Annotated in this window: 27 protein-coding genes and 3 tRNA genes; 18 read left to right on the plus strand and 12 right to left on the minus strand. The window is 62.1% G+C overall.

Going from position 1 to position 25,261, the window contains the following annotated elements; genetic code table 11:
* Positions 1 to 244 (minus strand): GTP-binding protein (locus NKH63_RS28925; protein ID WP_352484577.1); only part of this gene is annotated, 244 nt, incomplete at its 3' end.
* Positions 245 to 535: 291 nt separating this feature from the next.
* Between NKH63_RS28925 and NKH63_RS28930 the strand changes: the two genes are divergently transcribed.
* The 4 genes from NKH63_RS28930 (at position 536) to NKH63_RS28945 (ending at position 3,954) form a co-directional block, all read left to right on the plus strand.
* On the plus strand, positions 536 to 1,744 hold the full coding sequence (locus NKH63_RS28930) for a glycosyltransferase family 87 protein (protein ID WP_352484576.1): 1,209 nt from the start codon (positions 536 to 538) through the stop codon (positions 1,742 to 1,744).
* A gap of 88 nt (positions 1,745 to 1,832) precedes the next feature.
* The gene (locus NKH63_RS28935) at positions 1,833 to 2,720 is read left to right on the plus strand and encodes a DMT family transporter (protein ID WP_352484575.1); all 888 of its coding nucleotides are present in this window, start codon (positions 1,833 to 1,835) and stop codon (positions 2,718 to 2,720) included.
* Between the two features lie 19 nt (positions 2,721 to 2,739).
* Entirely contained in the window at positions 2,740 to 3,189 is a 450-nt protein-coding gene (locus NKH63_RS28940) for a GFA family protein (RefSeq protein WP_023717515.1), read from the plus strand.
* A 105-nt stretch (positions 3,190 to 3,294) separates the two neighbouring features.
* A complete protein-coding gene (locus NKH63_RS28945) occupies positions 3,295 to 3,954 on the plus strand; it encodes a peptidoglycan recognition protein family protein (protein WP_352919926.1) in 660 nt (219 codons plus the stop codon).
* Between the two features lie 45 nt (positions 3,955 to 3,999).
* Here the strand turns inward: NKH63_RS28945 and NKH63_RS28950 are convergent, their stop codons facing one another.
* Complete coding sequence (locus tag NKH63_RS28950) at positions 4,000 to 4,257, minus strand: GlsB/YeaQ/YmgE family stress response membrane protein (protein ID WP_023717513.1); 258 nt, start codon at positions 4,255 to 4,257, stop codon at positions 4,000 to 4,002.
* 159 nt (positions 4,258 to 4,416) lie between these two features.
* On the opposite strand from NKH63_RS28950, the gene NKH63_RS28955 reads away from it, so the two are divergent.
* Complete coding sequence (locus tag NKH63_RS28955) at positions 4,417 to 4,884, plus strand: YidB family protein (protein WP_023717512.1); 468 nt, start codon at positions 4,417 to 4,419, stop codon at positions 4,882 to 4,884.
* 178 nt (positions 4,885 to 5,062) lie between these two features.
* Here NKH63_RS28955 and NKH63_RS28960 read toward each other — a convergent pair.
* Both NKH63_RS28960 and NKH63_RS28965 read right to left on the minus strand, forming a co-directional pair.
* A tRNA-Gly gene (locus NKH63_RS28960) sits at positions 5,063 to 5,136 on the minus strand.
* Positions 5,137 to 5,203: 67 nt separating this feature from the next.
* Positions 5,204 to 5,288 (minus strand) — tRNA-Tyr (locus NKH63_RS28965).
* 201 nt (positions 5,289 to 5,489) lie between these two features.
* On the opposite strand from NKH63_RS28965, the gene NKH63_RS28970 reads away from it, so the two are divergent.
* The gene (locus NKH63_RS28970) at positions 5,490 to 6,338 is read left to right on the plus strand and encodes a TrmH family RNA methyltransferase (protein WP_023717511.1); all 849 of its coding nucleotides are present in this window, start codon (positions 5,490 to 5,492) and stop codon (positions 6,336 to 6,338) included.
* A gap of 86 nt (positions 6,339 to 6,424) precedes the next feature.
* Here NKH63_RS28970 and NKH63_RS28975 read toward each other — a convergent pair whose 3' ends face one another.
* The 3 genes from NKH63_RS28975 to gcl form a co-directional block, all read right to left on the minus strand.
* Positions 6,425 to 7,312 (minus strand): 2-hydroxy-3-oxopropionate reductase, encoded by an 888-nt coding sequence (locus tag NKH63_RS28975; protein ID WP_352484573.1) that lies wholly within the window; start codon positions 7,310 to 7,312, stop codon positions 6,425 to 6,427.
* A gap of 226 nt (positions 7,313 to 7,538) precedes the next feature.
* Positions 7,539 to 8,336, minus strand: a complete 798-nt coding sequence (gene hyi / locus NKH63_RS28980) for a hydroxypyruvate isomerase (RefSeq protein ID WP_352484572.1) — start codon at positions 8,334 to 8,336, stop codon at positions 7,539 to 7,541.
* A gap of 23 nt (positions 8,337 to 8,359) precedes the next feature.
* Complete coding sequence (gene gcl, locus NKH63_RS28985; RefSeq protein WP_352484571.1) at positions 8,360 to 10,141, minus strand: glyoxylate carboligase; 1,782 nt, start codon at positions 10,139 to 10,141, stop codon at positions 8,360 to 8,362.
* A 202-nt stretch (positions 10,142 to 10,343) separates the two neighbouring features.
* Here gcl and bhcR point away from each other — a divergent pair, with 202 nt between their 5' ends.
* Positions 10,344 to 11,201, plus strand: coding sequence for an HTH-type transcriptional regulator BhcR (gene bhcR, locus NKH63_RS28990; RefSeq protein WP_352484570.1), 858 nt, complete (start codon positions 10,344 to 10,346; stop codon positions 11,199 to 11,201).
* 40 nt (positions 11,202 to 11,241) lie between these two features.
* On the opposite strand, the gene NKH63_RS28995 is transcribed toward bhcR, so the two are convergent.
* The 3 genes from NKH63_RS28995 to NKH63_RS29005 form a co-directional block, all read right to left on the minus strand.
* Positions 11,242 to 11,598, minus strand: a complete 357-nt coding sequence (locus NKH63_RS28995) for a hypothetical protein (protein WP_352484569.1) — start codon at positions 11,596 to 11,598, stop codon at positions 11,242 to 11,244.
* Between the two features lie 489 nt (positions 11,599 to 12,087).
* Positions 12,088 to 12,531 carry a BA14K family protein gene (locus tag NKH63_RS29000; protein WP_245278519.1) on the minus strand — a complete coding sequence of 148 codons (444 nt, stop codon included), beginning with the start codon at positions 12,529 to 12,531 and terminating at the stop codon, positions 12,088 to 12,090.
* A 43-nt stretch (positions 12,532 to 12,574) separates the two neighbouring features.
* Entirely contained in the window at positions 12,575 to 12,742 is a 168-nt protein-coding gene (locus NKH63_RS29005; protein ID WP_023717505.1) for a hypothetical protein, read from the minus strand.
* A 156-nt stretch (positions 12,743 to 12,898) separates the two neighbouring features.
* On the opposite strand from NKH63_RS29005, the gene NKH63_RS29010 reads away from it, so the two are divergent.
* The 4 genes from NKH63_RS29010 to NKH63_RS29025 all read left to right on the plus strand — a co-directional run bounded on the left by NKH63_RS29010 (position 12,899) and on the right by NKH63_RS29025 (position 14,585).
* Positions 12,899 to 12,974, plus strand: a tRNA-Thr gene (locus NKH63_RS29010).
* Positions 12,975 to 13,126: 152 nt separating this feature from the next.
* Positions 13,127 to 13,366, plus strand: coding sequence for a hypothetical protein (locus NKH63_RS29015; RefSeq protein WP_031193539.1), 240 nt, complete (start codon positions 13,127 to 13,129; stop codon positions 13,364 to 13,366).
* A gap of 275 nt (positions 13,367 to 13,641) precedes the next feature.
* Entirely contained in the window at positions 13,642 to 13,839 is a 198-nt protein-coding gene (locus tag NKH63_RS29020; protein WP_084641813.1) for a hypothetical protein, read from the plus strand.
* A 107-nt stretch (positions 13,840 to 13,946) separates the two neighbouring features.
* Positions 13,947 to 14,585: a cupin domain-containing protein gene (locus NKH63_RS29025; RefSeq protein WP_352484568.1), complete on the plus strand. Its 639-nt coding sequence runs from the start codon at positions 13,947 to 13,949 to the stop codon at positions 14,583 to 14,585.
* 6 nt (positions 14,586 to 14,591) lie between these two features.
* On the opposite strand, the gene NKH63_RS29030 is transcribed toward NKH63_RS29025, so the two are convergent.
* Positions 14,592 to 15,206 (minus strand): TetR/AcrR family transcriptional regulator, encoded by a 615-nt coding sequence (locus NKH63_RS29030; RefSeq protein WP_023717502.1) that lies wholly within the window; start codon positions 15,204 to 15,206, stop codon positions 14,592 to 14,594.
* 92 nt (positions 15,207 to 15,298) lie between these two features.
* Here NKH63_RS29030 and NKH63_RS29035 point away from each other — a divergent pair, with 92 nt between their 5' ends.
* From NKH63_RS29035 to NKH63_RS29065, 7 genes are all read left to right on the plus strand, one after another.
* On the plus strand, positions 15,299 to 16,405 hold the full coding sequence (locus NKH63_RS29035; RefSeq protein ID WP_031193537.1) for a polyamine ABC transporter substrate-binding protein: 1,107 nt from the start codon (positions 15,299 to 15,301) through the stop codon (positions 16,403 to 16,405).
* Positions 16,406 to 16,418: 13 nt separating this feature from the next.
* Positions 16,419 to 17,261 carry an ABC transporter permease gene (locus tag NKH63_RS29040; RefSeq protein ID WP_023717500.1) on the plus strand — a complete coding sequence of 281 codons (843 nt, stop codon included), beginning with the start codon at positions 16,419 to 16,421 and terminating at the stop codon, positions 17,259 to 17,261.
* A gap of 2 nt (positions 17,262 to 17,263) precedes the next feature.
* The gene (locus NKH63_RS29045; RefSeq protein WP_023717499.1) at positions 17,264 to 18,046 is read left to right on the plus strand and encodes an ABC transporter permease; all 783 of its coding nucleotides are present in this window, start codon (positions 17,264 to 17,266) and stop codon (positions 18,044 to 18,046) included.
* Positions 18,043 to 19,107, plus strand: coding sequence for an ABC transporter ATP-binding protein (locus NKH63_RS29050; RefSeq protein WP_023717498.1), 1,065 nt, complete (start codon positions 18,043 to 18,045; stop codon positions 19,105 to 19,107). Before NKH63_RS29045 ends, NKH63_RS29050 begins: the two co-directional genes overlap by 4 nt.
* Positions 19,108 to 19,109: 2 nt before the next feature.
* Entirely contained in the window at positions 19,110 to 19,868 is a 759-nt protein-coding gene (locus NKH63_RS29055; RefSeq protein WP_352484567.1) for an MBL fold metallo-hydrolase, read from the plus strand.
* Between the two features lie 447 nt (positions 19,869 to 20,315).
* Positions 20,316 to 21,089, plus strand: a complete 774-nt coding sequence (locus NKH63_RS29060) for an NAD kinase (RefSeq protein ID WP_352919931.1) — start codon at positions 20,316 to 20,318, stop codon at positions 21,087 to 21,089.
* A 190-nt stretch (positions 21,090 to 21,279) separates the two neighbouring features.
* On the plus strand, positions 21,280 to 22,875 hold the full coding sequence (locus tag NKH63_RS29065) for a DEAD/DEAH box helicase (RefSeq protein ID WP_352484565.1): 1,596 nt from the start codon (positions 21,280 to 21,282) through the stop codon (positions 22,873 to 22,875).
* An 80-nt stretch (positions 22,876 to 22,955) separates the two neighbouring features.
* On the opposite strand, the gene NKH63_RS29070 is transcribed toward NKH63_RS29065, so the two are convergent.
* The gene (locus NKH63_RS29070; protein WP_352484564.1) at positions 22,956 to 24,968 is read right to left on the minus strand and encodes a BTAD domain-containing putative transcriptional regulator; all 2,013 of its coding nucleotides are present in this window, start codon (positions 24,966 to 24,968) and stop codon (positions 22,956 to 22,958) included.
* Between the last annotated feature and the right edge of the window lie 293 nt (positions 24,969 to 25,261).

The following is a 25,261-nucleotide window of genomic DNA, read 5'->3' on the forward strand; positions in this document are numbered from 1 at the left end:
CGGCGTGGCCGGGGCAGTCGACATGGGCATAGTGGCGGGCAGCCGTCTCGTATTCGACGTGTGCCGTCGAAATGGTGATGCCGCGCGCCTTCTCTTCCGGCGCCGCATCGATCTGGTCGTAGCGCTTGTATTCGCCAAAATACTTGGTGATCGCCGCCGTCAGCGACGTCTTGCCGTGGTCGACGTGACCAATCGTGCCAATGTTCACATGAGGCTTAGTGCGCTCGAATTTACCTTTTGCCATAGTCTCTTTCCTTGGACGGCCTAAGGACGGCCTGGACCTTCAGTTCAGTCGAATGCGGGGCGATTAGCGACTAAGGCCGAAAAACACAAGTGCCTTGTGGCTGAGCGCGGCTCACTCGGTTCGAACCCATGATCCGATTTAGGGGATGTGGCCGATATGGGAATGGCAAGACGGAAATGTAAGATGGGCACGACCCAAGGCCGGAGGCGCCACAAACCCTTAATGACACTCCCTTAATGAGACTGGCTTAATGACACTGGAGCAGAATGGCGCCTGGGCACTTGCGGGTAAATGAGCATCATGCGGATTGCCACCATCGCGACAGGGCAGAACCTGCAACGTCTGATCTATCTGGCCATATGCGGCTTGATCTGCACTTACATCGGCGTGCTTGGCATTTCGATATTGATCGGCAGCTGGCTGTTCGACGAAAACGGGCGGCCGCTGGCGACCGACTTCATCGCATTCTGGGGGGCTGGCAAGCTTGTCCTGCAAGGCCGTGCCGCCGATGCCTATAATTGGGACCTGCACAAGAGCATCGCGACCGCTGAAAGCGGTGCTACCTTCGACGGCTATTTTTCATGGCAGTATCCTCCGACTTTCCTGATCGTGACCGCCGCACTGGCGTTGCTATCCTATCCGGCTGCATTGGTTGCATGGATGGCGACCGGGATAACGCTCTACGCCGCCGCCATACGGCTGATCGGGAACACACGCGTTGCGATTCTGGCAGCCATGGCCTGGCCCCCCGTGCTTTGGAATACCGTGGTCGGCCAAAACGGCTTCATTACCGCTGCGTTGCTTGGCGCAGCCATCGCCTCGATCGAAAAACGCCCCGCGCTGGCCGGCCTCTGCTTCGGCCTGCTCACCTATAAGCCGCAATTCGGTCTGATGATCCCGCTTGCGCTCATCGCCGGAGGCTTTTGGCGAGTGATCGGTTGGGCCGCTGTTTCCACCACCGTCATGATCATGCTTTCCATCGGCCTCTTCGGCGCCGAGATTTGGTCCGATTTCTTCGATGCCGCCGCCAAGGTCAACGGCACCATTCTCGTCGATGGTAGGGCTGACTTCTCCAAGCTTCAAAGCCTCTACGGTTTTGTCCGCGCGCTTGGGTGGAATTGGACGCTCGCATGGACCGCGCAGGGCCTGCTCATCGCAGTTCTGAGCGCCGGCATTGTCTGGATATGGCGTCAAAAAGTGGCGTTCGACGTCAAGGCAGCAGCGCTCGCAACCGTGACGATTCTCGCTTCGCCTTACGCGTTCATCTATGATTTCGTGGCTCTTGCCATCCCGCTGGCGTTTCTAGGAAAATCAGGATTTTCGGCGAAAGAAAGCGCTGTCGTGATCGCTGCCGGAATTCTGCTCGTCTCGGGCCCCTCGGACCACCTGGCCACCGCCTTTCTCTCGGCGCTGCTTGTGTCAGGCCTGGTGGTCGGCCGCGCATGGCAGGCTTTTCCGACACGCTTGGCTTCGCGGGCTGGAGCGCTCAACGTGAATTGAAGCCATAATCCGTTCGCTTGCCGCTGGAAATCCGTTCGCTTGCCGCTGGCCCATTGCCGCTGCTGCGCCGGTCTGATTTCGTCGGCCCATGCATTTCATCCCGATTGCCATCCGAGGCCCGCTGTTCATGGTCGTTTCGACCGGGTCCTACATCGTGAACGACACGATGATGAAGCTCGCAACCGCGGGACTGCCGCCCTATGAGGTGCTGTTCCTGCGCGGCGCTGCGGCAACATTGTGGGGCATTCCGCTGCTGTTCATGCTGGGCTATGGCAAGCAGATCCCGCTGATCCTCGACGCGAAGGTGTTGCGCAGGAACCTGCTCGAACTGGGTGCTATCCTTTGCTACGTGGTGGCGCTCGCCAACATGCAGATCGCCGATTCGACCGCGCTTGGGCAGATCACACCCTTGCTGATGCTGGTCGGCTCCTCGATCCTGTTTGGCGAACGGATCGGCGGGGTGCGGCTGGCGCTGATCGGCCTTGGCTTTATCGGCGCGGTGATGGTGGCACAACCGACGATGCAGGGGATTTCGGTCTACGCCCTGCTGGCGCTGGGCAATGCCGCTCTGTCCGCGGCACGCGATCTGGCGGGACGCAAGGTCGCCGCCGAGGTGCCGGGGATGGTTGTTGCCATTTCCGCGGTGGTCGTGGTGCTCGCCGGCGCCGGCGTCGCGCATCTGCTTTCCGAGCAGTGGGTCGTGCCTGAAACCCATCACCTGCTGCTGATGGCGGGGGCCGGACTGTTCCTGATCTTCGGCCACTTCTTCATCTTCATGGCCTATCGGGTCGGGCCGACCAGCGTGGTGGCGCCGTTCTACTATTGCTTCACCGTCTGGGCGGTGATTTCGGGCCTGGTGGTATTCCGGCAACTCCCGAATGCGCTGGCCATCTGCGGTATCCTGCTGGTGGTGGCCAGCGGGTTGACAATCGTCTCGCTCGACGAGCGCAAGCGCCGGTTGACTGTCGTCGCCTAGAGCGGAAGTGGAGAAGCGCATGGCAAGCCCGGAAAGCAACCAGAATGCAAGCAACCGCACGCTCACCGGAAAGTGCCTGTGCGGCGCCGTTCAGTATGCGGTGGCGGACGCGTTCATCTATGCCGCGAACTGCCACTGCTCGAACTGCCGGCGCACCACCGGTTCGGCGTTCAAGCCATTCGCCGGCATCGAACGCGACAGGCTGAGCCTGACCAGGGGCGAGGACAATCTCATGATCTTCGGCGACGAAACCGGCCATAACGCGCACTGCAAGACTTGCGGCTCGTTGCTCTATTCGGTGGTCCGCGGCGGTGCCTTCGTGCATGTCGCCATGGGAACCCTGGTCGACGAGCCGACCATCCGCCCGACGCAGCACATCTTTGTCGGCTCCAAGGCGAAGTGGTTCACGATCACCGACGACCTGCCGCAATATGAAGAACACGTGGTCGCTGGAGATGCCGACGAATAGCTGACCGTTAGAAAACGCTCAACCAAATTATCGTTTCGTTTTCGCGTCCGTCGCCAAAGAAACTATACTGTGCTCCGTCACCGAACCTATGTCGCGGGGATTTCTGTGGCATTACCGCCCGAGTGGTTGCCCAATGTTGCGATGAGGCGCGTCATTTGCCATTGGACGGCGGGCTCGCATTCGGCCGGCGATACCGACAAGGATGCATATCACATACTGGTCGAGGGGAATGGCCGTCTGGTCAGGGGCCGGCCTTCGATCGCGCTCAATTCCGGCCGGGTAAAACCGGGATATGCCGCGCACACGCTCAACTGCAACGGCGGCTCGATCGGGGTTTCGCTCTGTTGCATGGCCGGGGCGGAGGAAAGGCCGTTCGATGCCGGCCGCTATCCGATGACCAGGGCGCAGTGGGACGCGATGACCGCGGTTGTCGCCGAACTCTGCAAATATTACCGCATCAAGGTCACGCCCAAAACGGTGCTCTCGCACGCCGAGGTCGAAAGCAATCTCGGCATCGAGCAACGCGGAAAATGGGATTTCACCCGGCTGCCTTTCGATCCGACGATCAGCGGCGCAAGCGGCTGCGGCGAGCGGCTGCGCCGCGACGTGACGGCGGCAATGAGCTCGATGCCAAATCTGCCGGTGAGGATTGGGCGGGATGCCGTATGGCAGCGATTGCTGGAGGAACTATGGCCGATCATGGTGAGAGGGCTGGAAGCCGGCCTCAACACGCTGATCCGCGAAATCCTCAGAAGGATCAGTTAGGCGGTCGGCATTCACCCGAATGCCGACGCAACTGCCGGACGGCTTCTATAGAGCCCTCTTGCCGCTGAACTGATGATAGGCCCAGAGGACAACCACGGCACCGACCACGGCTACGATCAGGCTATAGATGTTGAGCCCGGTAACGCCCGACGCGCCAAACGCGCTGAAGATGAGCCCTCCGACGATGGCCCCGACAATCCCGAGCACGATGTCGAGCACAAGGCCTTGCCCGCTTTTATTGACGATCTTGCTGCCTATGAAGCCGGCGATGACGCCGAGAATAATCCAGCTTAATATTGACATTTTTCCTCTCCGTTCCCCGCGCTCGATTACTTCCACATTATTAAGCAAAGCTCAAGCCAACTTGAAAATCATGATTACGGAAAGCTCAAACCGGCTTGAAATTCGCCATGGATGCGTCATTGTCGGAGACGGACGGGCAATTTGACATGGAGATCCACAATGGGACTGTTTGACAATGCCGTTCCCGGCGGCAACGTCGCCAAGCCGCTGATGATCGCGCTCGGCGCACTTTTGGTGGGAAAAATGCTGAGCGGTGGAAGTTCCGCCCAGCCGGAGGCAACGCAAAGCCCTGCCCCCGTCCCGCCTGATACAACAGCATCCGCCGATGGCGGCCTGCTCGGCGGTCTGGGCGGCCTGCTCGACAAACTGAAGGACGCCGGCCACGGCAACGTCGCCAATTCGTGGGTCGGTACCGGTCAGAACCAGCCGATCAACCCCAGCGATCTGGGCAGCGCTCTCGGGCCACAAATCATTCAGGAGATCGCGCAAAGGACGGGGCTTAACCAGCAGGACCTGCTCAAGCAACTGTCCGCAGCCTTGCCAGGGCTTGTCGACCAGCTGACGCCGAACGGGCAAGTGCCGCAGCAGAACCAGCTCGCGTCCATATTCAGCAAATTCGCGAGTTAAGGCATGTCGCCCAACACCGCCTGCGGTTTGGTACAACGACATGCATAAAACAACGGATTAAGGTCGTTGCGCGTCCGTCTGGACGCGCAACCAACACTTTGAATTATCGGCAAAGCGCTTCACTTGGCAGTGCCTGCTTCGGGATCGTGCGCGAGGGACGCCGCGGCTGCGGGAAATCTGGAGCGGGTAGCGGGAATCGAACCCGCATATTCAGCTTGGAAGGCTGCTGCTCTACCACTGAGCTATACCCGCGCCTTTCAGTCAAGCATCGGATACGCTCCGACGCTCGCTCTGCGTTTCAGGGCTTCCGGGCCGGCAGTGGTGGAGAGGGTTGGATTTGAACCAACGTAGGCATAGCCAACGGATTTACAGTCCGTCCCCTTTAACCACTCGGGCACCTCTCCAGTCTGCCGCCGGAGCCATGCAACGAGGCATCGACGCGTCGCGGCCGCCAAAGCAGCCCTTCCGCGAAGCGCCTTATGGCGGCAGCGCCCAAAACTGTCAACCACAACAGCCCGGCAAAAAGCGCTGAATTTCGCACCTCGCCTGACAAGCACCTTGTGCAGCTGTATCCATCGCCGGACGACACGGCTATAGAGGCCGCCATGAGCAACGATAACAAATCGAAGACCCCGAAAGATACCCACTACGCCAAGCTGCGCCGCGCGCATCGCGACGAGAAGAGCGGCGGCGCGCCGGCGTTCAGGCCACGCCAGCCGGTGCCGCCCGGCGAGAACGCGGCGGACGGGCTGGTGCGGCTTTACGGGCTGCACACGGTGCGGGCCGCACTCGACAATCCGCGCCGCAAGATCAAGAAAATGCTGGTGACGCGCAACGCTGCCGAGCGGCTGGCAATCGCCGATCTCGGCGCTTTGCCCTTCAAGGCGGAGTTGGTCGAACCCAGGGACATCGACAAGGTCACCGGCTCGGATGCCGTGCACCAGGGCGTGCTGATCGAGGCCGAGCCGCTGAAACCGAAACGCCTCGATGCGCTCGGCGACACCAGGTTGGTGCTGGTGCTCGACCAGATCACCGATCCGCACAATGTCGGCGCGATCCTGCGCTCGGCGGTGGCCTTCGGTGCCGGCGCACTGATCACCACGGCGCGCCACAGCCCGCAGGAATCCGGCGTGCTGGCGAAGTCGGCCTCCGGCGCGCTCGAGCATATCGACCAGATCGAGGTAAAGAACCTCGCCGATGCGCTCGGCCAGCTGCACGATGCCGGATTCCAGACCATCGGTCTCGATTCGGATGGACCGGCGGAGCTTGAAAAGAGTTTTTCCGGCGACAGAATAGCGCTGGTGCTCGGCGCCGAAGGCAAGGGCCTGCGCCAGAAGACGCGCGAGACGGTGACGACGCTGGCCCGGCTCGACATGCCCGGCGCCATCCGCTCGCTCAACGTGTCGAATGCGGCGGCGGTGGCGCTTTATGCGGCGAGGAAGTTTCTAGGTTAGGGAATAGGGGAATAAGGGAGTAGGGGAAAGCATATTCACGGTATTCGCTAACTGCACGTCTCTACTCCCTTATTCTCTCCTATTCCCTACTTCCCTACTTCACATCCCGCCATCCGCTCCAGCGCTCGAACAAGCGCCGAGTGATCCTCCTTGGCCCCGCCATTAGCGGCGCAGGAATTGAACAATTGCTGCGTCGTTGAGGTGTTGGGCAGCGCCACGCCGAGGGCTTTCGCGCCTTCCAGCGCGAGATTGAGATCCTTCTGGTGGAGTTCGATGCGGAAGCCGGGTGCGAAGGTGCGCTTGATCATGCGCTCGCCGTGCACTTCCAGGATGCGCGAGGCGGCCAGCCCGCCCATCAGCGCTTGCCTGACCTTGGCCGGGTCGGCGCCGGCTTTTGAAGCAAAGACAAGCGCTTCGGCGACGGCCTCGATGGTCAGCGCGACGACGATCTGATTGGCGACCTTGGTGGTCTGGCCGACGCCGTTGGGCCCGACCAAAGTGATGTTCTTGCCCATCCTCTCGAAGATGGGCCTGGCGCGTTCGAAGGCTGTTTCCTCGCCGCCGACCATGATGGTCAGCGATGCCGCTTTGGCGCCGACCTCGCCGCCCGACACCGGGGCATCGAGATAGTCGCAGCCGAGATCGTTGACCTTTCTTGCAAAGGCCTTGGTCTCGATCGGCGAGATCGAGCTCATGTCGATGACCAGCTTGCCTCTTTTCAGGCCGGATGCGACGCCGTTTTGGCCGAACAGCACGTCGGCGACCTGCGGTGTGTCGGGAACCATGGTGATGACAATGTCGGCGGCACGGGCGACAGCGTCATGGCCGGTGATGGTCTTTAATCCCCTGGTGACCAGATCCGCCGGCGGTTTCGAGCGGTGGTCGCTGGCGACGAGGTGATAGCCAGCATTGAGCAGATGCCCCGCCATCGGCGCGCCCATAATGCCGAGTCCGATGAAGCCGATGGTTTCCATGTCTTTCTCCGTTTCTTGTTAAGGCGGCGTTCCTGCGCGCCCCCCTCTGGCCTGCCGGCCATCTCCCCACGAGTGGGGAGATCGGCAGTTCGCGCTCCGGCCGTTAAACTTTCCCGACCTCGAAAATTGGCGAAAGCGGCGGTGACATCCAATCTCCCTCCTTGTGGGGGAGATGGCCGGCAGGCCAGAGGGGGCGCGCAGGAACGCGACGTGCGATACGTAGCGTCTATGCCGCCGCACTCCCCTGCCCGGCCCCGTCCCGAAACCACCCGAGCCCGGCTTCCGTTCCGCCCTTCGGCTTGTACTCCGCCCCGACCCAGCCGGGGTACCCGATCCTGTCGATGTGCTTGTATAAAAAAGGAAAATTGATCTCGCCCGTCCCCGGCTCATGACGGCCAGGATTGTCCGCAAGCTGGATATGCGCGATGCGGTTGAGGTTTGCCTCGATGGTACGGGCGAGATCCCCCTCCATGATCTGCATGTGATAGATGTCGTATTGCAGGAACAGGTTCTTCGAGCCGACGCGGTCGATCAGCGCCAGCGCCTGGTCCGAGTAATTCAGGAAGAAGCCCGGGATATCGCGGGTGTTGATCGGCTCGATCAGCAGCCGGATGCCGGCCTGCTCCAGCTTTTCCGCCGCGAAAGCCAGATTTTCGGCGAAGACGTCTTCCAGCACGGAGCGATCGACGCCCTGCGGCGCGATGCCGGCGAGGCAATTGACCTGCTCGCAACCCAGCGCGTGCGCGTAGGTGACGACCTTGGCAATGCCTTGCCGGAACTCCGGGATGCGGTCCGGCAGGATCGCGATGCCGCGCTCGCCCTTGGCCCAGTCACCGGCAGGCAGGTTGAACAGGACCTGCGTCAACCCGTTCTGCTTCAACCTTGCCGCAACGACATCCGGCGCATGGTCATAGGGACCGATATACTCGACACCCCTAAAGCCCGCTCGGGCGGCGGCATCGAAGCGGTCGAGGAAGTCGTGCTCGCCAAAGAGCATCGAAAGATTGGCTGAAAACCGTGGCATGGCAGTAATTCCTCATAAAACAGCTAGTCGAGCATGACGATCGCCGTCGGCGCGTCTTCGTGATGCTCGGCAAGCTCCTCGAACTCGGTGATCTTGTCGATTTCGGTGCCCATCGAAACGTTGGTGACGCGCTCGAGGATGAATTCGAGCACAACCGGAACCTGGTGCTCGTTCATCAGGCGCTGCGCCTCCTCGAAGGCACCGGCGAATTCCTCCGGCTTGCGCACCCTGACAGCCTTGCAGCCCATCGCCTCGGCGACAGCGACGTGGTCGACGCCGTAGCCAGCTTCGGCATCGCCCTGTCGATTGACGTTCTCGAAGGCCAGGCTGACTTCGAAATCCATCGAAAACCCGCGCTGCGCCTGGCGGATCAGGCCGAGATAGGCATTGTTCACGACGACATGGATGTAGGGCAGTCTGTGCTGCGCGCCGGCTGCCAGTTCCTCGATCATGAACTGGAAATCATAATCGCCGGAAAGTGCGACAATGGTACGGTCCGGATCGGCGGCGCGCACGCCGAGCGCCGCCGGCAATGTCCAGCCGAGCGGCCCGGCCTGGCCGCAATTGATCCAGTTGCGCGGCTTGTAGACATGCAGGAACTGCGCCCCGGCGATCTGCGACAGGCCGATCGTGGTGACGTAGGTGGTGTCGCGGCCGAACGCCTTGTTCATCTCCTCGTAGATGCGCTGCGGCTTCAGCGGCACCTGGTCGAAATGCGTCTTGCGCTTCATCGTCTTCTTGCGCTGCCGGCATTCGCCGGCCCAGCCCGACCAGTCGCGCAATTTCCCGGCCGTCCTCCATTCGGTGGCGACGTCGAGCAGCATTTTAAGCGCCGCACCGGCGTCCGAGACGACGCCAAGGTCCGGCGCGAAGACGCGGCCGATCTGCGTCGGTTCGATATCGACGTGGATGAATTTCTTGCCCTTGGTGTAGACGTCGACCGAACCGGTGTGGCGGTTGGCCCAGCGGTTGCCGATGCCTAATACGAAATCGGCTTCGAGCATCGTCGCATTGCCGTAGCGGTGCGAGGTCTGCAGCCCGCACATGCCAGCCATCAGGCGGTGGTCGTCGGGGATCGCGCCCCAGCCCATCAGCGTCGGAATGACAGGCACGCCGGTGACTTCGGCGAATTCGATCAACAGGTCCGACGCATCGGCGTTGATGATGCCGCCACCGGCGACGATCAGCGGCTTGTCGGCCGCATTGAGCATTTTCAGGGCCTTCTCCGCCTGAGCGCGCGACATTGCCGGCTTGAACGGCACCAGCGGCTCATAAGCATCGATGTCGAACTCGATCTCAGCCAGTTGCACATCGACCGGCAGATCAACGAGAACCGGCCCCGGCCGCGACGAGCGCATCAGATGGAACGCCTTCTGCAACGCCATCGGCACCAGATAGGGTTCCATGACGGTAACAGCCCATTTGGCGACGGGCGCGGCGATGGCGGCGATGTCGACAGCCTGGAAATCCTCTTTGTTGAGGCGAGCCCGCGGCGCCTGCCCGGTGATGCAGAGGATCGGGATGGAATCGGCAGCGGCCGCATAGAGGCCGGTGATCATGTCGGTGCCGGCGGGACCCGAAGTGCCGATGCACAGACCGATATTGCCCGATCTGGCGCGGGTAAATCCTTCGGCCATATGCGAAGCCGCCTCGACGTGCCGCGCAAGGATGTGGCGGATACTGCCCCTCGCCTTCAGCGCCGAATAAAGCGGGTTGATCGCAGCACCCGGCACGCCGAAGGCACAGGAAATGCCTTCTTTTTCGAGGACGAGAACCGCTGCGTCGACTGCGCGCATCTTGGCCATGTCAGCCTCCACGGAATTGTTGATGGCCGATGATGCCAGTGCGCCGACTATTTTTCAATTTTTTCAGAATATTTTTTCATTTCTAGAGAGCGGCTCTTGTGAATTGAATTGATTGGCCTTTCTGTTTTCCATGAATTCGCTTCGCAAATCGATGAAAAACTTTTTCATTGCTTGCTTGGGCGAACAGGGGAAGAATGGATCCATGGAAACCACCGAAAAACGCCAGCGCGGCCGGCCGCGCGCCTTCAACGGACCGTCCGAGGCCGCTTCGGTGCAGTCGCTGGACCGGGCGCTTCGCATCCTGGCAATCGTGGCCGACGGCAGTGGCCTGTCGCTGAGCGAGATCGCCGCCAGCTCCAGTCTGCCGGCATCCACCGCCTACCGCATGCTGACGACGCTGGAGAACCATGGCATGGTCGAGTTCGACGGCACCGACCAGCTGTGGTCGATCGGCGTCGAGACCTATCGCATGGGCGCGGCGTTCCTGCGCCGCCGCAAGCTGGTCGATCGCGCCCGCATCGTCATGCAGGAATTGATGGAGAAGACCGGCGAGACCGCCAATCTCGGTGTCGCCGAGGACGATTGCGTCGTCTTCGTCAGCCAGGTCGAGACGCATCAGGCGATCCGCGCCTTCTTCCGGCCGGGCACGCGCAGTTCTTTCCACGCCTCGGGCATCGGCAAGGCGGTGCTGGCGCATCTCGAGCCGGAGCGCGTCGCCACTATCCTGCGCCGGGCCGGGCTGGAGCGCTTCACTGAAAACACGCTGTCCGACATCTCGGCTCTCGCCCGCGACCTGGTGACGATCAAGCTGCGCGGCTGGTCAGTAGACGACGAGGAGCGGCATCCGGGCATGCGCTGCGTTGCCGCCGCCATCTTCAACGAGTTCGGCGAGCCGATTGGCGGCGTTTCAGTCTCCGGGCCGACGGTGCGGGTCACGCCGGAACGGCTGGCCGAGATCGGCCCGTTGGTGCGCGATGCAGCTGCGGAGGTGACGAGGATGATCGGCGGCCTGCCGACACCTCCCGGCCTTGGCAGCGAACCGAGCGCATGGCAGCGCTGACCAGCGCCGAATGGTGCGACATCTGCCAGGATGGCCAGAGCTAGGCCCCGGGCACCGCGCTCTTGGTCGACAGGTCGTAGAAATCAAGCAGCATCGCCAGCCCAACTCCGCAGGCGGTGAAGATGAGGCCGGCAATGAAGATACGATTGGCGCGTTCATAAACGCGCCGTTGTAGAGACGTTATATCGAGCAGCAACCGCAGCGCTCGTATCTGCAGGGCAATGCCGATCAAAATCGGCACGACGGCGGCCAGGTGATAGATTTCCCATGGTATCGGGTTGGCGGCCCAATGCGTGATGAAGCCCAGCGAGAACGCCAGCAGGATGCCGACGGTGGTGATTGTGCCGTTGCGGAAAATCGTCTCGATCGGCTCTTCGTTCGGATCGTGCTCGCCCAAGCGCCCTCTCCCTGTTTCGGCTCGGCAGTAGATTGCTGTTCGGCTTGTAGATTAGGCTGCTGGGAAACCCCTGTACATCGGCAAGAGCCGAACGGCGGGATAAGGCAGTTTTCAGTGTTGGCGATTGGCGAAAGCCGTGCGGCAATCCAATCTCCCCCCTTGCGGGGGAGATGTCCGGCAGGACAGAGGGGGGTGCGAAGGATCGCAAATTTTCGATTTAGCCCATTCCGAACGTCTTGAGGGGGAGGCTCCGATTGCCTGGCAAGTAGTGCGGGGCAGCACCCCCCTTTGCCCTGCCGGGCATCTCCCCCGCAAGGGGGGAGATTGGCAGTTTCGTCGACGGCGCCCAATTCAAAAATGATGAGCTATGCCGACATTGGCAGTCGACCATTCGAATAGGAACTCAGACATACAGAAAAAGGGCGGTGGGATGCCCCTTCTTCCGGTTGCCTGAAACGGTCACCTCCTCTCAACGGGCGGTAGTGGCTCTCAAAGGTGGCAGCGATGGCGATAACCGTCGTACCCGACATAGGTGTCCGAGTACGGGTCGTAGCTCTGGTAGCGATTGAGGCAGCGCCGGACATGCCAGGAGCCGCCGTCTTCCTCGATATAGACGGTGCGCGGCTGGGCGAGCGCGCTGCCGAGCAGGAAGCCGCCGACACCTGCAGCAATGCCGATGCCGAGGTGCTTGTTGTAGTGCTTGTGATGGGCGGCCGAAGGCTGAACCGTACCAACCAGCATGGCGGCGGCGACGGTGGTGGCGACGAGGCCGGAAACGATGGTGCGTTTGAACATGACGATCTCCTTGTTGTGAGAGGCGACCCACCGCCTCTTGACCGTCAGTCGTCGCAACAAGGAAAAAGGTTCGAAGATCTTTTTGGATTTTTTCTCGAAGGGAGAAATCGCCCGGCCTGATGCGTCGGCCGCGACCACGAACAGTCGCCGGTCGACAGTTCACCGGAACAATCGGCAGACCTCAGCCCATGCCGGTGATATGGCGAAGCCAGAAGGCGAGCGCGATGAAGCCGATGATGGTGGTGACGCCGGTCCAGTCGATATTGGCGCGCTTCAGATCCCTGACGAGCTTCACCAGGAGAACCCAGGCCACGACGACGAGCGGGAGAATGATGACAAACCTGATCATGCGACAGCCTCGCTGATGCGATTGCACCTTCGGTCAATATAGGAAGCGAATTGGCCGTTTTCAGGACGCCCTGGCGGCAGAACCGGCGCGGTCGCGGCAGCCGAAAACGGAGTTTTGTCTTTACTGGCGCAGCAAATATGCTAACCCGAGCGCCGTGCCCTTGTAGCTCAGCTGGTAGAGCAGCGGTTTTGTAAACCGAAGGTCGGCGGTTCGATTCCGTCCGGGGGCACCAGTGCGGGCTTCTTGAGACCTCGGGGGCGCTTGATATCTGCTCGTCCCCGATATCCACAGGCCGGGGCCGTCAGATCGGTAGCACATCAGCTTCAACGCATATATTCCCTAGCGGAAACCATAGTTCCCTAGCGGAAAACCTAGGAGTCTTCGTTGGAGCAGAAACGCACGACCGCCCCCTTCATCAACGGTATGTTTGGCGGCCTTATCGTCTTCGCCTTCGCGCTTGGTTTCCGTTTCCTGATAAGTCCCGATCCCGATCCAGCATCAAGAGCAACGACAAGCCTTTCCGTACTGGCCTTTGCGATTTGTTTCGGCGCGGCTTTCCTCCGCGAGCATCGACGCCAGATTGCCGCCGCCAGAGAATATCTAAGCCGCCCAAGATCGTACTAGGGGCGTACGTGTCGGGACCGTCCTCGTCGGGTCACCAGAAACTTCCGTGAAATTGCTGGCAAAATCTGTCGCCAGACAACGAGCTAGCATCTCATATCTGGAAACGCTGAGCCCGGGCGTGTCTTCGCCGTTGCAGAGCCGTCATTTCGGCCCGCTCTCCCGGCCTCGGCCATCTCGTACCATTCGATTAAATTGCTCCTGTGTATATTAGCACTCGCTCAATTAAGCGCGCCGACAATGTCGGTGCGGCGGGCCAAAAACCAAAGGGTGTTGTCATGCGAAGCGATTTCGCCGCGGCGCGCGAGCTTTTGGAGTGCGCACAAAACCGCCTCTGCGGCGCGGATGAAACGAGCCGGCGCGTCAACGAGGCCCTCGACGCGCTGATTGAAGAAATAGCCATCGCAGAATTCCGCAAGGCGCCGCTGACGGTCGTGCCGTTTCCGCGAGCGCGGCCTCCAAAGCATGTTCGGTAGGGCGTCGCGCCTGTGTTAACAGAACGTCGGCGCCTGTAGGCGTTGAAGCACCATGCCTTCAACCGTATAGTTGGCGGCGCTGATGCTATGAACCCACGAGCTGATCCATGTCACGCTGTGGAGATGTCTACGAGAACAAGGTGACCGGCGAATATGCTGTCATCCTGCGTGGCACGGAAGACCGCGGAGATGGGCCAGGCATCGCCCATCTGACCGCTCGGCCGGGAGCCGCAGTGGTGGGCGAGCACTTCCACCCGAACCTGACGGAACGGTTTACCGTCCTCGGCGGCCGGCTCGATGCTTGCATCGCCGGGAAGACTTTGTCTCTGGGGCCTGGCCAATCCGCCGCGATCGAAGCAGGCGTCGCACATGATTGGTGGAACAGCAGCAAAACCGAAGAAGCGCATGTCCTGGTCGAAGTCGACCGGGCGCCGGGTGCGGACGATATCGACCCGAACCGTTTCGAGCTGCTGATTGGCATGCTCTTCGGCCTGGCCAATGCCGGCAAGGTGGACAAAAAAGGCAGGCCTTCGCCGCTTCAGGCGGCGGTCATCGCCGGGGAATTTGCCGACGTTATCGTCTTCACGCACCCGCCACCTGCGATTCAGCGAGTGGCGCTGGGGATCCTGGCGCCACTCGGCCATCTGCTCGGCTATCGCGCGATCGACCCCGGCTATTGCAAGCCGCACGGGCACGTCACGCCGGCGCCCGAAGCCCTCGCTCGGGCAGGTCTTTCGGCTGGGTGACTGCAGTCAAACCCCAATCGCCGCCACCAATATCCTATTCTGCCGCCGTATCGCAGTGCGCAGTTCGGCCATCCTCGCCCCGTCGCGCTTCACGAACTCGATGAACATCATGTTCATGTTGTTGAACACCAGTTCGCCCAAGGCGTGTCCATCGATGTCGCGGCGCACCAGGCCGAGCGCCTGCAGGCGGGCGATCAGCGCACGGATCTGCTCGGTCAGTGCCCGGTCGAGCGCGGTATAGGCCTGGCCGAACGGGCTGTCCGGCAGTTGCGTCGAGATCGCCATCGCCTGTCGCCACATCTCCTTGCTGAGATAATGCAGCGAATGCTCGATATAGATGCCGAGCAGTGTGTCCAGCGCGTCGCCGACATTGGCCGGCGGGTTGGCCACCACGCCGCGCCCGGCATTGAGCACTTCGTTGACCTCCATCGAAACGATGGCGCCGAGGATGTCGCCCTTGTTCTGGTAATAATTGTAGATCGTGCCGACCGAGACTTCAGCCTGCGCGGCAATCGTCTCGATCTTGGCGCCTTCATAACCGGCATCGCGGAAAAGCGCCGCCGCCGCCTCGATGATGCGGCGGTGCCGATCCGCCTTCTGCCTTGCCCGCAATCCGCTCATAGCGGCTGTTTGCCACAAAAACAGAATTGACTCAATTTTAGAATTGGTTCAATTTTTTGCCACAAGCCAAAAAAGGCAAGGGAGAACACTCGATGTCCATCAATCCAAAGACCCCCAATCCAACTACCAGGAATACGATTTCGGTTCTGAAGAGCCATCTCCACAGCGCATGTGCCGCGGCGGCACTGCTGCTGGCGACGGGCAGCCTCGCTCAGGCGCAGGACCTCAACGCGCTGATCTGGTGCGATCACGCCGATCCGGCGCTGTTGCAGCCTTTCGAGGAGGCCAACGGCGTCAGGGTCAATGTCAAGGAGTTCGAAGGCACCGGCGCTGGCCTGGCGATCGTCGAACAATCGCAGCCCGGCGATTGGGACGTGATGGTGATCGACAGCATCGACATACCGCGCGGCGTCGAAAAAGGCCTGTTCGAGCCACTGCCGGAAGACAAGCTGCCGCTGGCCGACCTGTTTCCGCAGGTGAAGATGGATAGCTCCACCGTGGTCGACGGCAAGCGCTACGGCATCACCGAAAAGTTCGGGTACAACACGATCGGCTACAACAAGACCAAAGTCGACCCGGCCGACATGCAGTCGATGGCGGCGCTGACCGGCGATAAATACAAAGGCAAGATCGCCATCTACGACTATTACCTGCCGGTCATCGGCATGGCCGCCCTGGCGATCGGCAAGAAGACGGCGGAACTGACCGAAGCCGACCTTCCCGCCATCAAGGAACAGCTGCTCAAAATGAAGGCCAATGCCAAGCTGGTCGGCGAAGTGACCGCCAGCCAGACAGCGCTGGCGACCGGCGAGGTCGACATACTGGTCGGAGGTGGCGAATGGGTGACGGCGGGGCTGGCCAAGGAAAACCCGGCGCTCGACTTCTCGATCCCGAAGGAAGGCGCCGTGCTGTGGTCGCAGTCGCTGGCAATGTTCAAGGATTCCAAGAACAAGAACCTGGCACTTAAATTCATCCAGTACATTATGAGCCCCGAAGGCCAGGCGCGGCTCGCCACCTCGTCCTGCTATTGGGGCATGCCGGCCAACACCAAGGCGGCGCTGAGCGACGAGCAGAAGAAGATCCTGCGCTTCGACGAGCAGGAGGAATTCCTCGCCCGCGCGCAATCCTATCCGGCGCCGAATGCCGATCTCGACAAGAAGATGCAGGACGTCTGGACCGAAATGCTGCAGGCGCAATGACCGGCTGCCGGTCGTGAACTCCGCCAGCAGCGGGCGTGCCCTACCCTGGGCGCTGGTCACGCCGGCGCTCGGCTGGACGCTGCTGTTCTTCGTGCTGCCCTTCGTCGCCATGGCGGTATCCAGCCTGACGGCGCATGAAGGCGGCGGCTTCACGCTATCCAACTACAGCCAGTTTTTTGCCAATCCATCCTACTGGCAGGCGATGGTGAATTCGCTGCAGGTCACGGCCATCGTCACCGTGATCTCGGTGCTGCTTGCCTATCCCTTCGCCTGGATCCTGGCCGAGCAGGTGCCGGAGCGCTGGCAGCGGCTGGCGCTGATGCTGGCGGTGCTGCCGTTCTGGACCTCCTATGTCGTGCGTTCCTATTCGTGGCTGCTGGTGCTGGCGCAGAACGGCGTCGTCAACCGCGCGTTGACCGGCTCCGGGCTGTTCAGCGAACCGCTGCAGCTTGCCAATACGCGGCTAGCGACCGTCACCGGCTTCGTGCATTTCTTCGTCATGCTGTTGACGCTGACGATCTTCGCCAATCTGAAGCAGCTCAGCCCCAGCTACCGCAAGGCCGCAGCCGACCTCGGCGCCGGGCCGATCCGGACATTCCTGCATGTCGTTCTGCCGCTGACGCTGCCTGGCATCATGGTCGGCGCCTTCCTCACCTTTGTGCTGTGCATCGGCGACTACATCACACCGCAGATCCTCGGCGGCAACAATGAGCTGTTGATGCCGCAGCTCGTCATGATGCAGATCGGCCGGCGCGGCGACTTTCCGCTCGCCTCGGCGCTGTCGATCATCCTGATGGCGGTCGTCACCATCGCCTATCTCGCCTGCGCCCGCTGGCTGAAGATCGAGCGGGCTTGACCATGCGCGCTCTCATCCGCCTCGTCTCCGGCCTTTACGCCATCGCCATCTACGGCTTCATCTTCCTGCCGGTGGTTGTGCTGATACTGTTTTCGCTGCAGGCGACGTCGTTTCCGATCCCGCCCTTCACCGGGCCGTCGCTGCGCTGGTACGAGGCCGTGCTCGCCGATACGCGGCTCACCTCGGCGCTGGTCAACTCGCTGCTGGTTGCCGTCCTCTCTTCGGCTGTCGCCGTCACGCTCGGCTTTCTCTCGGCCTGGGGTTTTGCACGCTTCGCCTTGCCGGGCTCGGGCCTGATGCGTGGACTGATCACGCTGCCACTGACCGTCAGCTATCTCATCATCGGCATGGGGCTGCTGGTGCTGTTCAACTGGGCCGGCGTGCCGAAGTCGCTTCTTGCCGCCGGCATCGGCCATGTCGTGATCAACCTGCCGCTGTGCTTTGCCATCGTCTACAGTCAGATGGGCGACCACCAGATCAATATCGAGCGCGCCGCGCGCGACCTCGGCGCGCCCGAATGGAAGGTGCTGCTGCTGATCACCGTGCCTGTGATGGCGCCGGCGATCTTCGCCGGTTTCTTCCTGTCGATGACCTTCTCCTGGGACGAATTCGTCATCTCGTTCCTGTTGACGCGCTTCGACACGACGCTGCCTGTCGAGATCTGGAACCTGCTGCGCTCCGGTCTCAATCCCAAGACCAACGCCGTCGGCTCGCTGGTCTTCGCCGTCTCCATCGTGTTGGTGGTATTGTTCGAACTGATGCTGTTGCGGAGGAAGCCGGCATGACGGCGCCACTGGTCGATATAAGCTCTGTCTCGCATCGCTTCGGCCAGCACACGGTGCTGAAGAACGTCTCGCTGACGATCGAGCCGGGCAGCTACACGATCCTGCTTGGGCCGTCCGGCTCCGGCAAGACGACGCTTTTGTCCATTCTCGGCGGCTTCGTCATGCCGAGCGAAGGCAAGGTGCTGATCCGCGGCGAGGACTGCACCGCAGTACCACCGGCGAAGCGGCCGACGACGACCGTGTTCCAGGACTATGCGCTGTTCCCACATATGAGCGTCGGCAGCAATGTCGGCTTCGGCCTGCGCATGCAGGGTGTCAATGGCGCAACCCGGGCAGCAAGGGCGCGCGAGGCGCTGGCGCTGGTTGGCCTCGCCACCGCCTTCGACAAGAAGCCGCACCAGCTTTCCGGCGGGCAGCGGCAGCGCGTGGCACTGGCGCGCGCCCTGGTGGTCGAGCCGGCGGTGCTCCTGCTCGACGAGCCGCTCGGTGCGCTCGACCTCAAATTGCGCCGGCAGATGCAGGACGAGTTGAAGGCGATCCAGAAGCGTGTCGGCACCGCCTTCATCCACGTCACCCACGACCAGGAAGAGGCGATGGCGCTGGCCGACCATTGCGTGGTGATGAATGACGGGCGCATCGAGGATGAAGGGCCACCAGAGCGCGTCTATGCACGGCCGGCGACGCGCTTTTCCGCGACCTTCATGGGCGAAAGCACGCTGATTTCCGGAACAGTGACCGAGGCGAAGAGCGGCAAAATCACCGTCACCACGAAGCTTGGGTCGCTCTCGCTGGCTGGCACATTGCCGGCCGGCTCGACGGTTGCGCTGGCCGTCCGGCCTGAGCATCTTGTCCTCGGCGCTGCCAGCGGCCCTGTAGCGCTTGGCATGGCCAAGGTCAGCGACGTCGTCTTCCAGGGTAGCTTCAAGCGCGTGCTGGGAACCTCCACGACCGACCCGGCGTTGCACTTCATCGCCAAGGTCCCCTCCGCATCGGCCGTCCAGCCGGGCGACGTTGTCGCCGTATCGTGCGATGCTGGCGACGTCATCCTGCTTGCGGACTGAACATGAGCACGCTTCCAATCATCGACGCCGGCCACTGGTACGAAAGCATCCGCATGGGCGATGGCGTGACGCTGATCCACGAGCCGTGGATCAAGCCGTTCTTCCGCTGCAACATCTGGCATGTGCGGGGCCGCGACCGCGACCTGCTGTTCGACACGGGCCTCGGCCATTTCAGCCTGCGCCGCCACGTACCGCTGGTCACGGAACGCAAGCTCACCTGCGTGGCCAGCCACACGCATTTCGACCATATCGGCTGCCATCACGAATTTCCCGACCGCTGCGTGCACCCGGCCGAGGCCGAGATCCTCGCCGACCCGCGCAACGAATGGACGGTTGCCGACCGCTATGCCACCGAGGAGATGTTCGACGGCATGCCGCAAGGCTGGGACACGAATCGCTACCGGATCCTACCCGCACCAGCCGGCCGGTTGCTCGAACAAGGCGACATCGTCGATCTTGGCGACCGTGCCTTCGAGGTGATCCACACGCCCGGCCATTCACCCGGCGGCATTGCGCTCTACGAAAACAGGACGGGCATCCTGTTCTCCGGCGACATCATCTATGACGGCCCGCTGATCGACGACGTTTATCACTCCAATATCGACGACTATGTCGAAACGCTGCTGCGCATGCGCGATCTCGATGTCTCGGTCGTGCATGGCGGGCATTTCCCGAGCTTCGGCAAAGTCCGCTATCGCCAGGTTGTCGACGAGTATCTCGCGCAAAAGCGCCAGGCCGGCTGCCATCTGCTCGCCCGATAAGGACTACGCTATAGCGTCAAAGCGCCCTTTGCGGGCAGGGTGTGCCCGCCGCGTCGCCGCAGCGTGAGGCCGTGGGCTCGGGTCTAAAACTCTTTTCCTCCGACTGGCGCACCAGTTCCGCGAAAGCCAGGGCAAAACTTGCCAGCATCAGGAAGACGATAATCAAGCGTGCCAGCGGCAATAGATCGGCCTCGACTGGTTAGCCCCACGCCGCCCATCCACTGCCGGCTAACATGATCGATCCGGCTTTACGAGAGTTTAAGGCAGGTCTTAACCATCACATCATTTTGTCCCCCGACATGATGCGCGAGCGCGCCTGTTTGGCCGCCATCTCAAGACACCTCCCTCCCTTTGCAGAAATGCCCGCCCATGCTAACCCGGCGCTGGCGCGACCCCGCAACCGGTCGCCACCAATCGGTCGTTGCCAATCGGTTGTCGTTGAGAGCCATGAGCAAAACCGCCAGCCGTTTCGCCTTCGTCTCATCCGGTACAGCCGACGCCAATGCAGCGCTGGAAAGCCTTTCGGCACGCTACGGCCAGGCATCCGTCGAGGATGCCGGAATCGTCGTGGCGCTCGGTGGCGACGGCTTTCTGCTACAGACCCTGCGCGAGACGATGAGCACGGGAAAGAGGGTCTACGGCATGAACCGTGGCACCATCGGTTTCCTGATGAACGAATACCGCGCCAGCGGCTTGACCGGGCGCATCGCGGCTGCGGTCGCCGAAACGATCCGTCCGCTGGAGATGCAGGCGGTGACGGCGGAGGGTGAGACGATTTCGGCGCTGGCGATCAACGAGGTCGCGCTTTGGCGCCAATCCTACCAGACGGCCAAGATCCGCATCACCGTGGATGGGCAAGAACGGCTGGAGGAATTGCACTGCGACGGCGTGATGATTGCGACGCCGGCCGGCTCGACCGCGTATAATCTGTCGGCGCACGGGCCGATCCTGCCGCTCGACGCTCCGCTGCTGGCACTGCCCCCGGCCCGCCGTTTGCGGCCGCCCCGCGGGGGCGGCGCGCTGCTGTCCAACAAGGCGATCGTGCGTTTCGACATTCTGGAGCCGGAAAAGCGGCCGGTGAATGCCGCCGCCGACCACACCGAGGTCAAGGCGGTGACGACGGTCACGGTGAGGGAATCGCCGACGGCGACGGCGACGCTGCTGTTCGATCCCAACCATTCGTGGAACGAGCGCATTCTCGCCGAACAGTTCCGCTACTGAGCCGGCGCAGCAGCCACTGCGCAAATTAAGCATCGCGATTAAGGTTACGACTTCACAATCGCGCCAATGCCGCCCGTTTGTGTTGACAAATCGTAGGCTTGCGCCTACCTGCAATACCAATCTTGCAGGCGCGCGGCGCTTGCCGCGACTGCCTATGTTGCGCCCCCGAACCAGCCAAAGACAGCCAAACTTGTCCTCAGACACCCAGATCGCTCAAGAAGCGTTGACCTTCGCAGACCTCGGCCTGTCGCCGAAGGTCCTTTCCGCAGTTACCGATGCCGGCTACACCGAGCCGACGCCGATCCAGGCTGGTGCTATCCCGCACGCCTTGCTCGGCAAGGACGTGCTGGGCATTGCCCAGACCGGCACCGGCAAGACGGCGTCCTTCGTCCTGCCGATGCTCACCCGGCTGGAAAAGGGCCGCGCCCGCGCCCGCATGCCGCGTACGCTGATCCTCGAGCCGACGCGCGAGCTAGCCGCGCAGGTCGAGGAAAACTTCGTCAAATACGGCAAGAACCACAAGCTCAACATCGCGCTGCTGATCGGCGGCGTGTCCTTCGACGAGCAGGACAAGAAGCTCGAGCGCGGCGCCGACGTGCTGATCGCGACTCCCGGCCGCCTGCTCGACCATCGCGAGCGCGGCAAGCTCCTGCTCAATGGCGTCGAGATCCTCGTCATCGACGAGGCCGACCGCATGCTCGACATGGGCTTCATCCCCGACATCGAGCGCATCTGCGAGATGATCCCGTTCACCAGGCAGACGCTGTTCTTCTCAGCGACGATGCCGCCGGAGATCACCAAGCTCACCGAGAAGTTCCTGCACGCGCCGGTGCGCGTCGAAGTGTCGAAGGCTGCATCGGCCGCCACCAACATCATCCAGCGGCTGGTGAAATCCGGGCCAAAGCCTTGGGACAAGCGCGAGACGCTGCGCAATCTGATGAAGGCCGAGGATGCCGAGCTGAAGAACGCCATCATCTTCTGCAACCGCAAGGTCGAGGTGTCGGAGCTGTTCCGCTCGCTGCTGAAACATGATTTCGACGCCGGCGCCCTGCACGGCGACATGGACCAGCGCGCGCGCATGCAGATGCTGGCCAATTTCCGTGACGGCAAGCTGCGCTATCTCGTTGCTTCGGACGTCGCGGCGCGCGGCCTCGACATTCCCGACGTCAGCCATGTCTTCAACTACGACGTGCCGATCCACGCCGAGGATTATGTCCACCGCATCGGCCGTACCGGCCGCGCCGGACGCTCCGGCAAATCCTTCACCATCGCGACCAAATCGGACACCAAATACATCGACGCCATCGAACGGCTGATCGGCACCAAGATCGAGTGGCATGACGGCGACCTGTCGACGGTCGTCGTCAGCGAAGGCGGCGAGGATGAGGCCCCCCGCCGTGGCCGTGGTGCGCCACGCCGCGCCGGGCGCAAGGACGACGCCAAGGACAGGGGCGAGCGCAAGCCGCGTGAACGCCACGCCAAACGTGGCGAGGAAACGGCGCCGGAAGCGGTAAGCGAGGAACAGCCGGTCGTGGCCGAAGCCGCGGTCGCCGACATCGGCGAGCGGCGTACCCGCAAAGAGGCGATCCGCTCGGAAAACAGCGAGCGCCAAGCTTCACCTGAACGGAAGGCTTCGCCCGATCGCAGCGAGCGGCGCGCGCCGGAACGCGGCGATACCAGGCCACAGCGCGAGCGCCCTGCCCGTCAGCGCCAGGAAGACAATGACGCGACCGTGGGCTTCGGCGACGACATGCCGGCCTTCATGCGGATCGTCGCCAAGGTCTGATACCACAGCGCTCGCGCGTCCCGCCGACGCGCGAAGCACGAAGCCGGCATAAGACGGCCTCGCCTCACGCTGAGATGGCGTTAGTCCGGCAGGCCCGCCTTGCGAAGGCCTTCGATGTACCTGCTGCGATCGTCCGGTCGATAAAACGGCGGCAGCACCTCGGCAAGATTCGAAAGCCGCAGCGAGGGATCGAGCTCGCAGACCCGGGCCATCATCTGCTGCGCTTCCGACAGGCGCCCCGCAAGGGCATGACTCGCCGCCACTACACGCATCGCGCTCACGTAGTTCGGTTGGTACCGCAGCGACTTTCCCGCCCAAGTGGCGGCGTCATCGTAGTGGCCGGCACAAAAATGAGCGAGCCCGGTGTTGAATTGCCAAGCGAACAGGCGTGGATCCAATGGGCTTAGGCGCATGGCAAGCGCGGCGTGCTCGACGGCCTTGCCTGGCTCGCCAAAGCAAGCCCTGACCCAGCTGCTTAGGCCCCACGCGGCCGCTAGATTCGGGTTGAGAACGAGCGCGCGATCGATGCAAGCCGCACTGTCGTCAAGGTCGCCACCTACGTAGCCGAGCACGTATCCACCGAAGGAAAGCGCAATCGCATCGTCCCTTCCGAGTTCGACCGCTCTCCTGGCCAGTCGAGTAGCCTCGGCATTCTCTTTCGCGCGGTCGACCATCCAGCCGTTGCTTTTTCGGGTAGCATAGCACCGCGCCGCCCGCGCATAGGCTGCGGCAAACTCCGGGTCACCGTCGATCGCCTTCATGAAGAGGCGCAAGGCATCGTCAATGGCCGACCTACTAGTGATCGTCCGGTCAAAGGCCGCCAGCCCGCGGAGATAGTAGTCATAGGCGTCGAGGCTTTCAGTCGGTTTGCGTTTGGCACGCTCGATCTCAGCCTCCTCCATTTTCGGTGTGATTGCGCCGACAATGCTCGAGGCGACCTGGTCCTGCAGATCGAAGACTTCGGCGAGCGCTCCGTCAAAACGGTCGGCCCAGAGATAGGCCCCTGTCGAGGTGTCGATGAGCTGCCCGGCGATGCGCAGGCGGTCGCCAGCCCGGCGAACACTTCCCTCGACCACATAGCGCACGCCCAGCTCACGCCCGACCTGCTCTATGTCTACGGACCGTCCCCTGTAGGTGAAGCTCGAATTCCGTGCGACTACGAACAGGTGACGAAAGTGAGCCAAGGCCGTGACAATGTCTTCCACCATACCGTCGGCAAAATATTCCTGCTCCATATCACCGCTTAGATTCTGAAACGGCAGCACCGCTACCGATGGGTGGTCGTCGCGCCTCGTCGGGGCCGCCAGAACCTGCGCCAGTGATGCGACGCCGGAGCTTGGCTCCGGCCGCGGACGTTCAGGTCGTTCACGGGACTGCAGAGAAGCCGCCAGCGAGCTTGTCTGCTCCTCAGGCTCTGCATCCAGATGTTTTTTCAAAGCTGCCCGACACAGCTCGAACTGGCGTAAGGCGGCGTTTTCGTGACCTCGATGAGCGTGGATGCGGATCAGCGCCCGATGGGCCGCCTCCGCCGTCGGATCCGGGGCGAGCAATCTCTCCGCGAGCCCTTCGCAGGCCGTCTCTTCCGCTGAGCCGGGTGCGGGCAGCGCCAGGCTCAGCCGATCGACCAACTGCAGCGCTTTGCGCTGATACTTGCTCAGATAAGGTCTAAACCACTCGTCCAGTTCGTCAGGAATGGCTTGCCCGGCAAGCAGCTCACCGCGGTACAGATCGGCGGCGAAGGCGAGATCAGTGGTCCGGCCCTCCTCCAGCTTCCGGTCGAAGATCGAGATGTCCGCCTCATCCGGACCGGCAATAAGCGCGACGGTTTCCTGATCCCCATCGATGTAGACGGTGGCATCCGAGCTGGCGGGGAACGTGCGCCTGATGTCGACCAGCGCCTGACGCAAACTATTGCGGGCCTGCCCATTGCTTCGCCCCGGCCAAAAGGCTTCGGAAAGCTGCTCGCGACGATGGCCGCGGCGGCCTGCGAGAACCAGAGCAGCAAAAAGAAGCGAAGTCTTGCGTGTGGCGAACCGGACGGGCCGGCGCTCCGGGGAAGTAACCTCCAGGCCACCAAGCAACCGGATGCGCACAAATCGTCTCCAGACTTTGACCGCGGCGACAGAATAGCATCTCGGTGGATCGATTTAACACCGATTTAACGGCGGATCGTCGGACTCCTCCCAATTGTTCACACACAGCCGAACAGTCCGAAAACGCCTGCGTGGCACGCTCCCATCCGCAAACTCGAAATGGGAGACCAAAACAATGGCTCACACGGAAACTCGCGCCGCCCGCGGCATGTCCAAACGCTTGCTTGGGTCTGGCTTGAAAAGCGCAGCAATGATGATCGCTGCCTTCACGAGATGGCGGCGGACCGCCGCAA

Source organism: Mesorhizobium sp. M0960 (assembly GCF_040319055.1).
Lineage (GTDB): Bacteria > Pseudomonadota > Alphaproteobacteria > Rhizobiales > Rhizobiaceae > Mesorhizobium.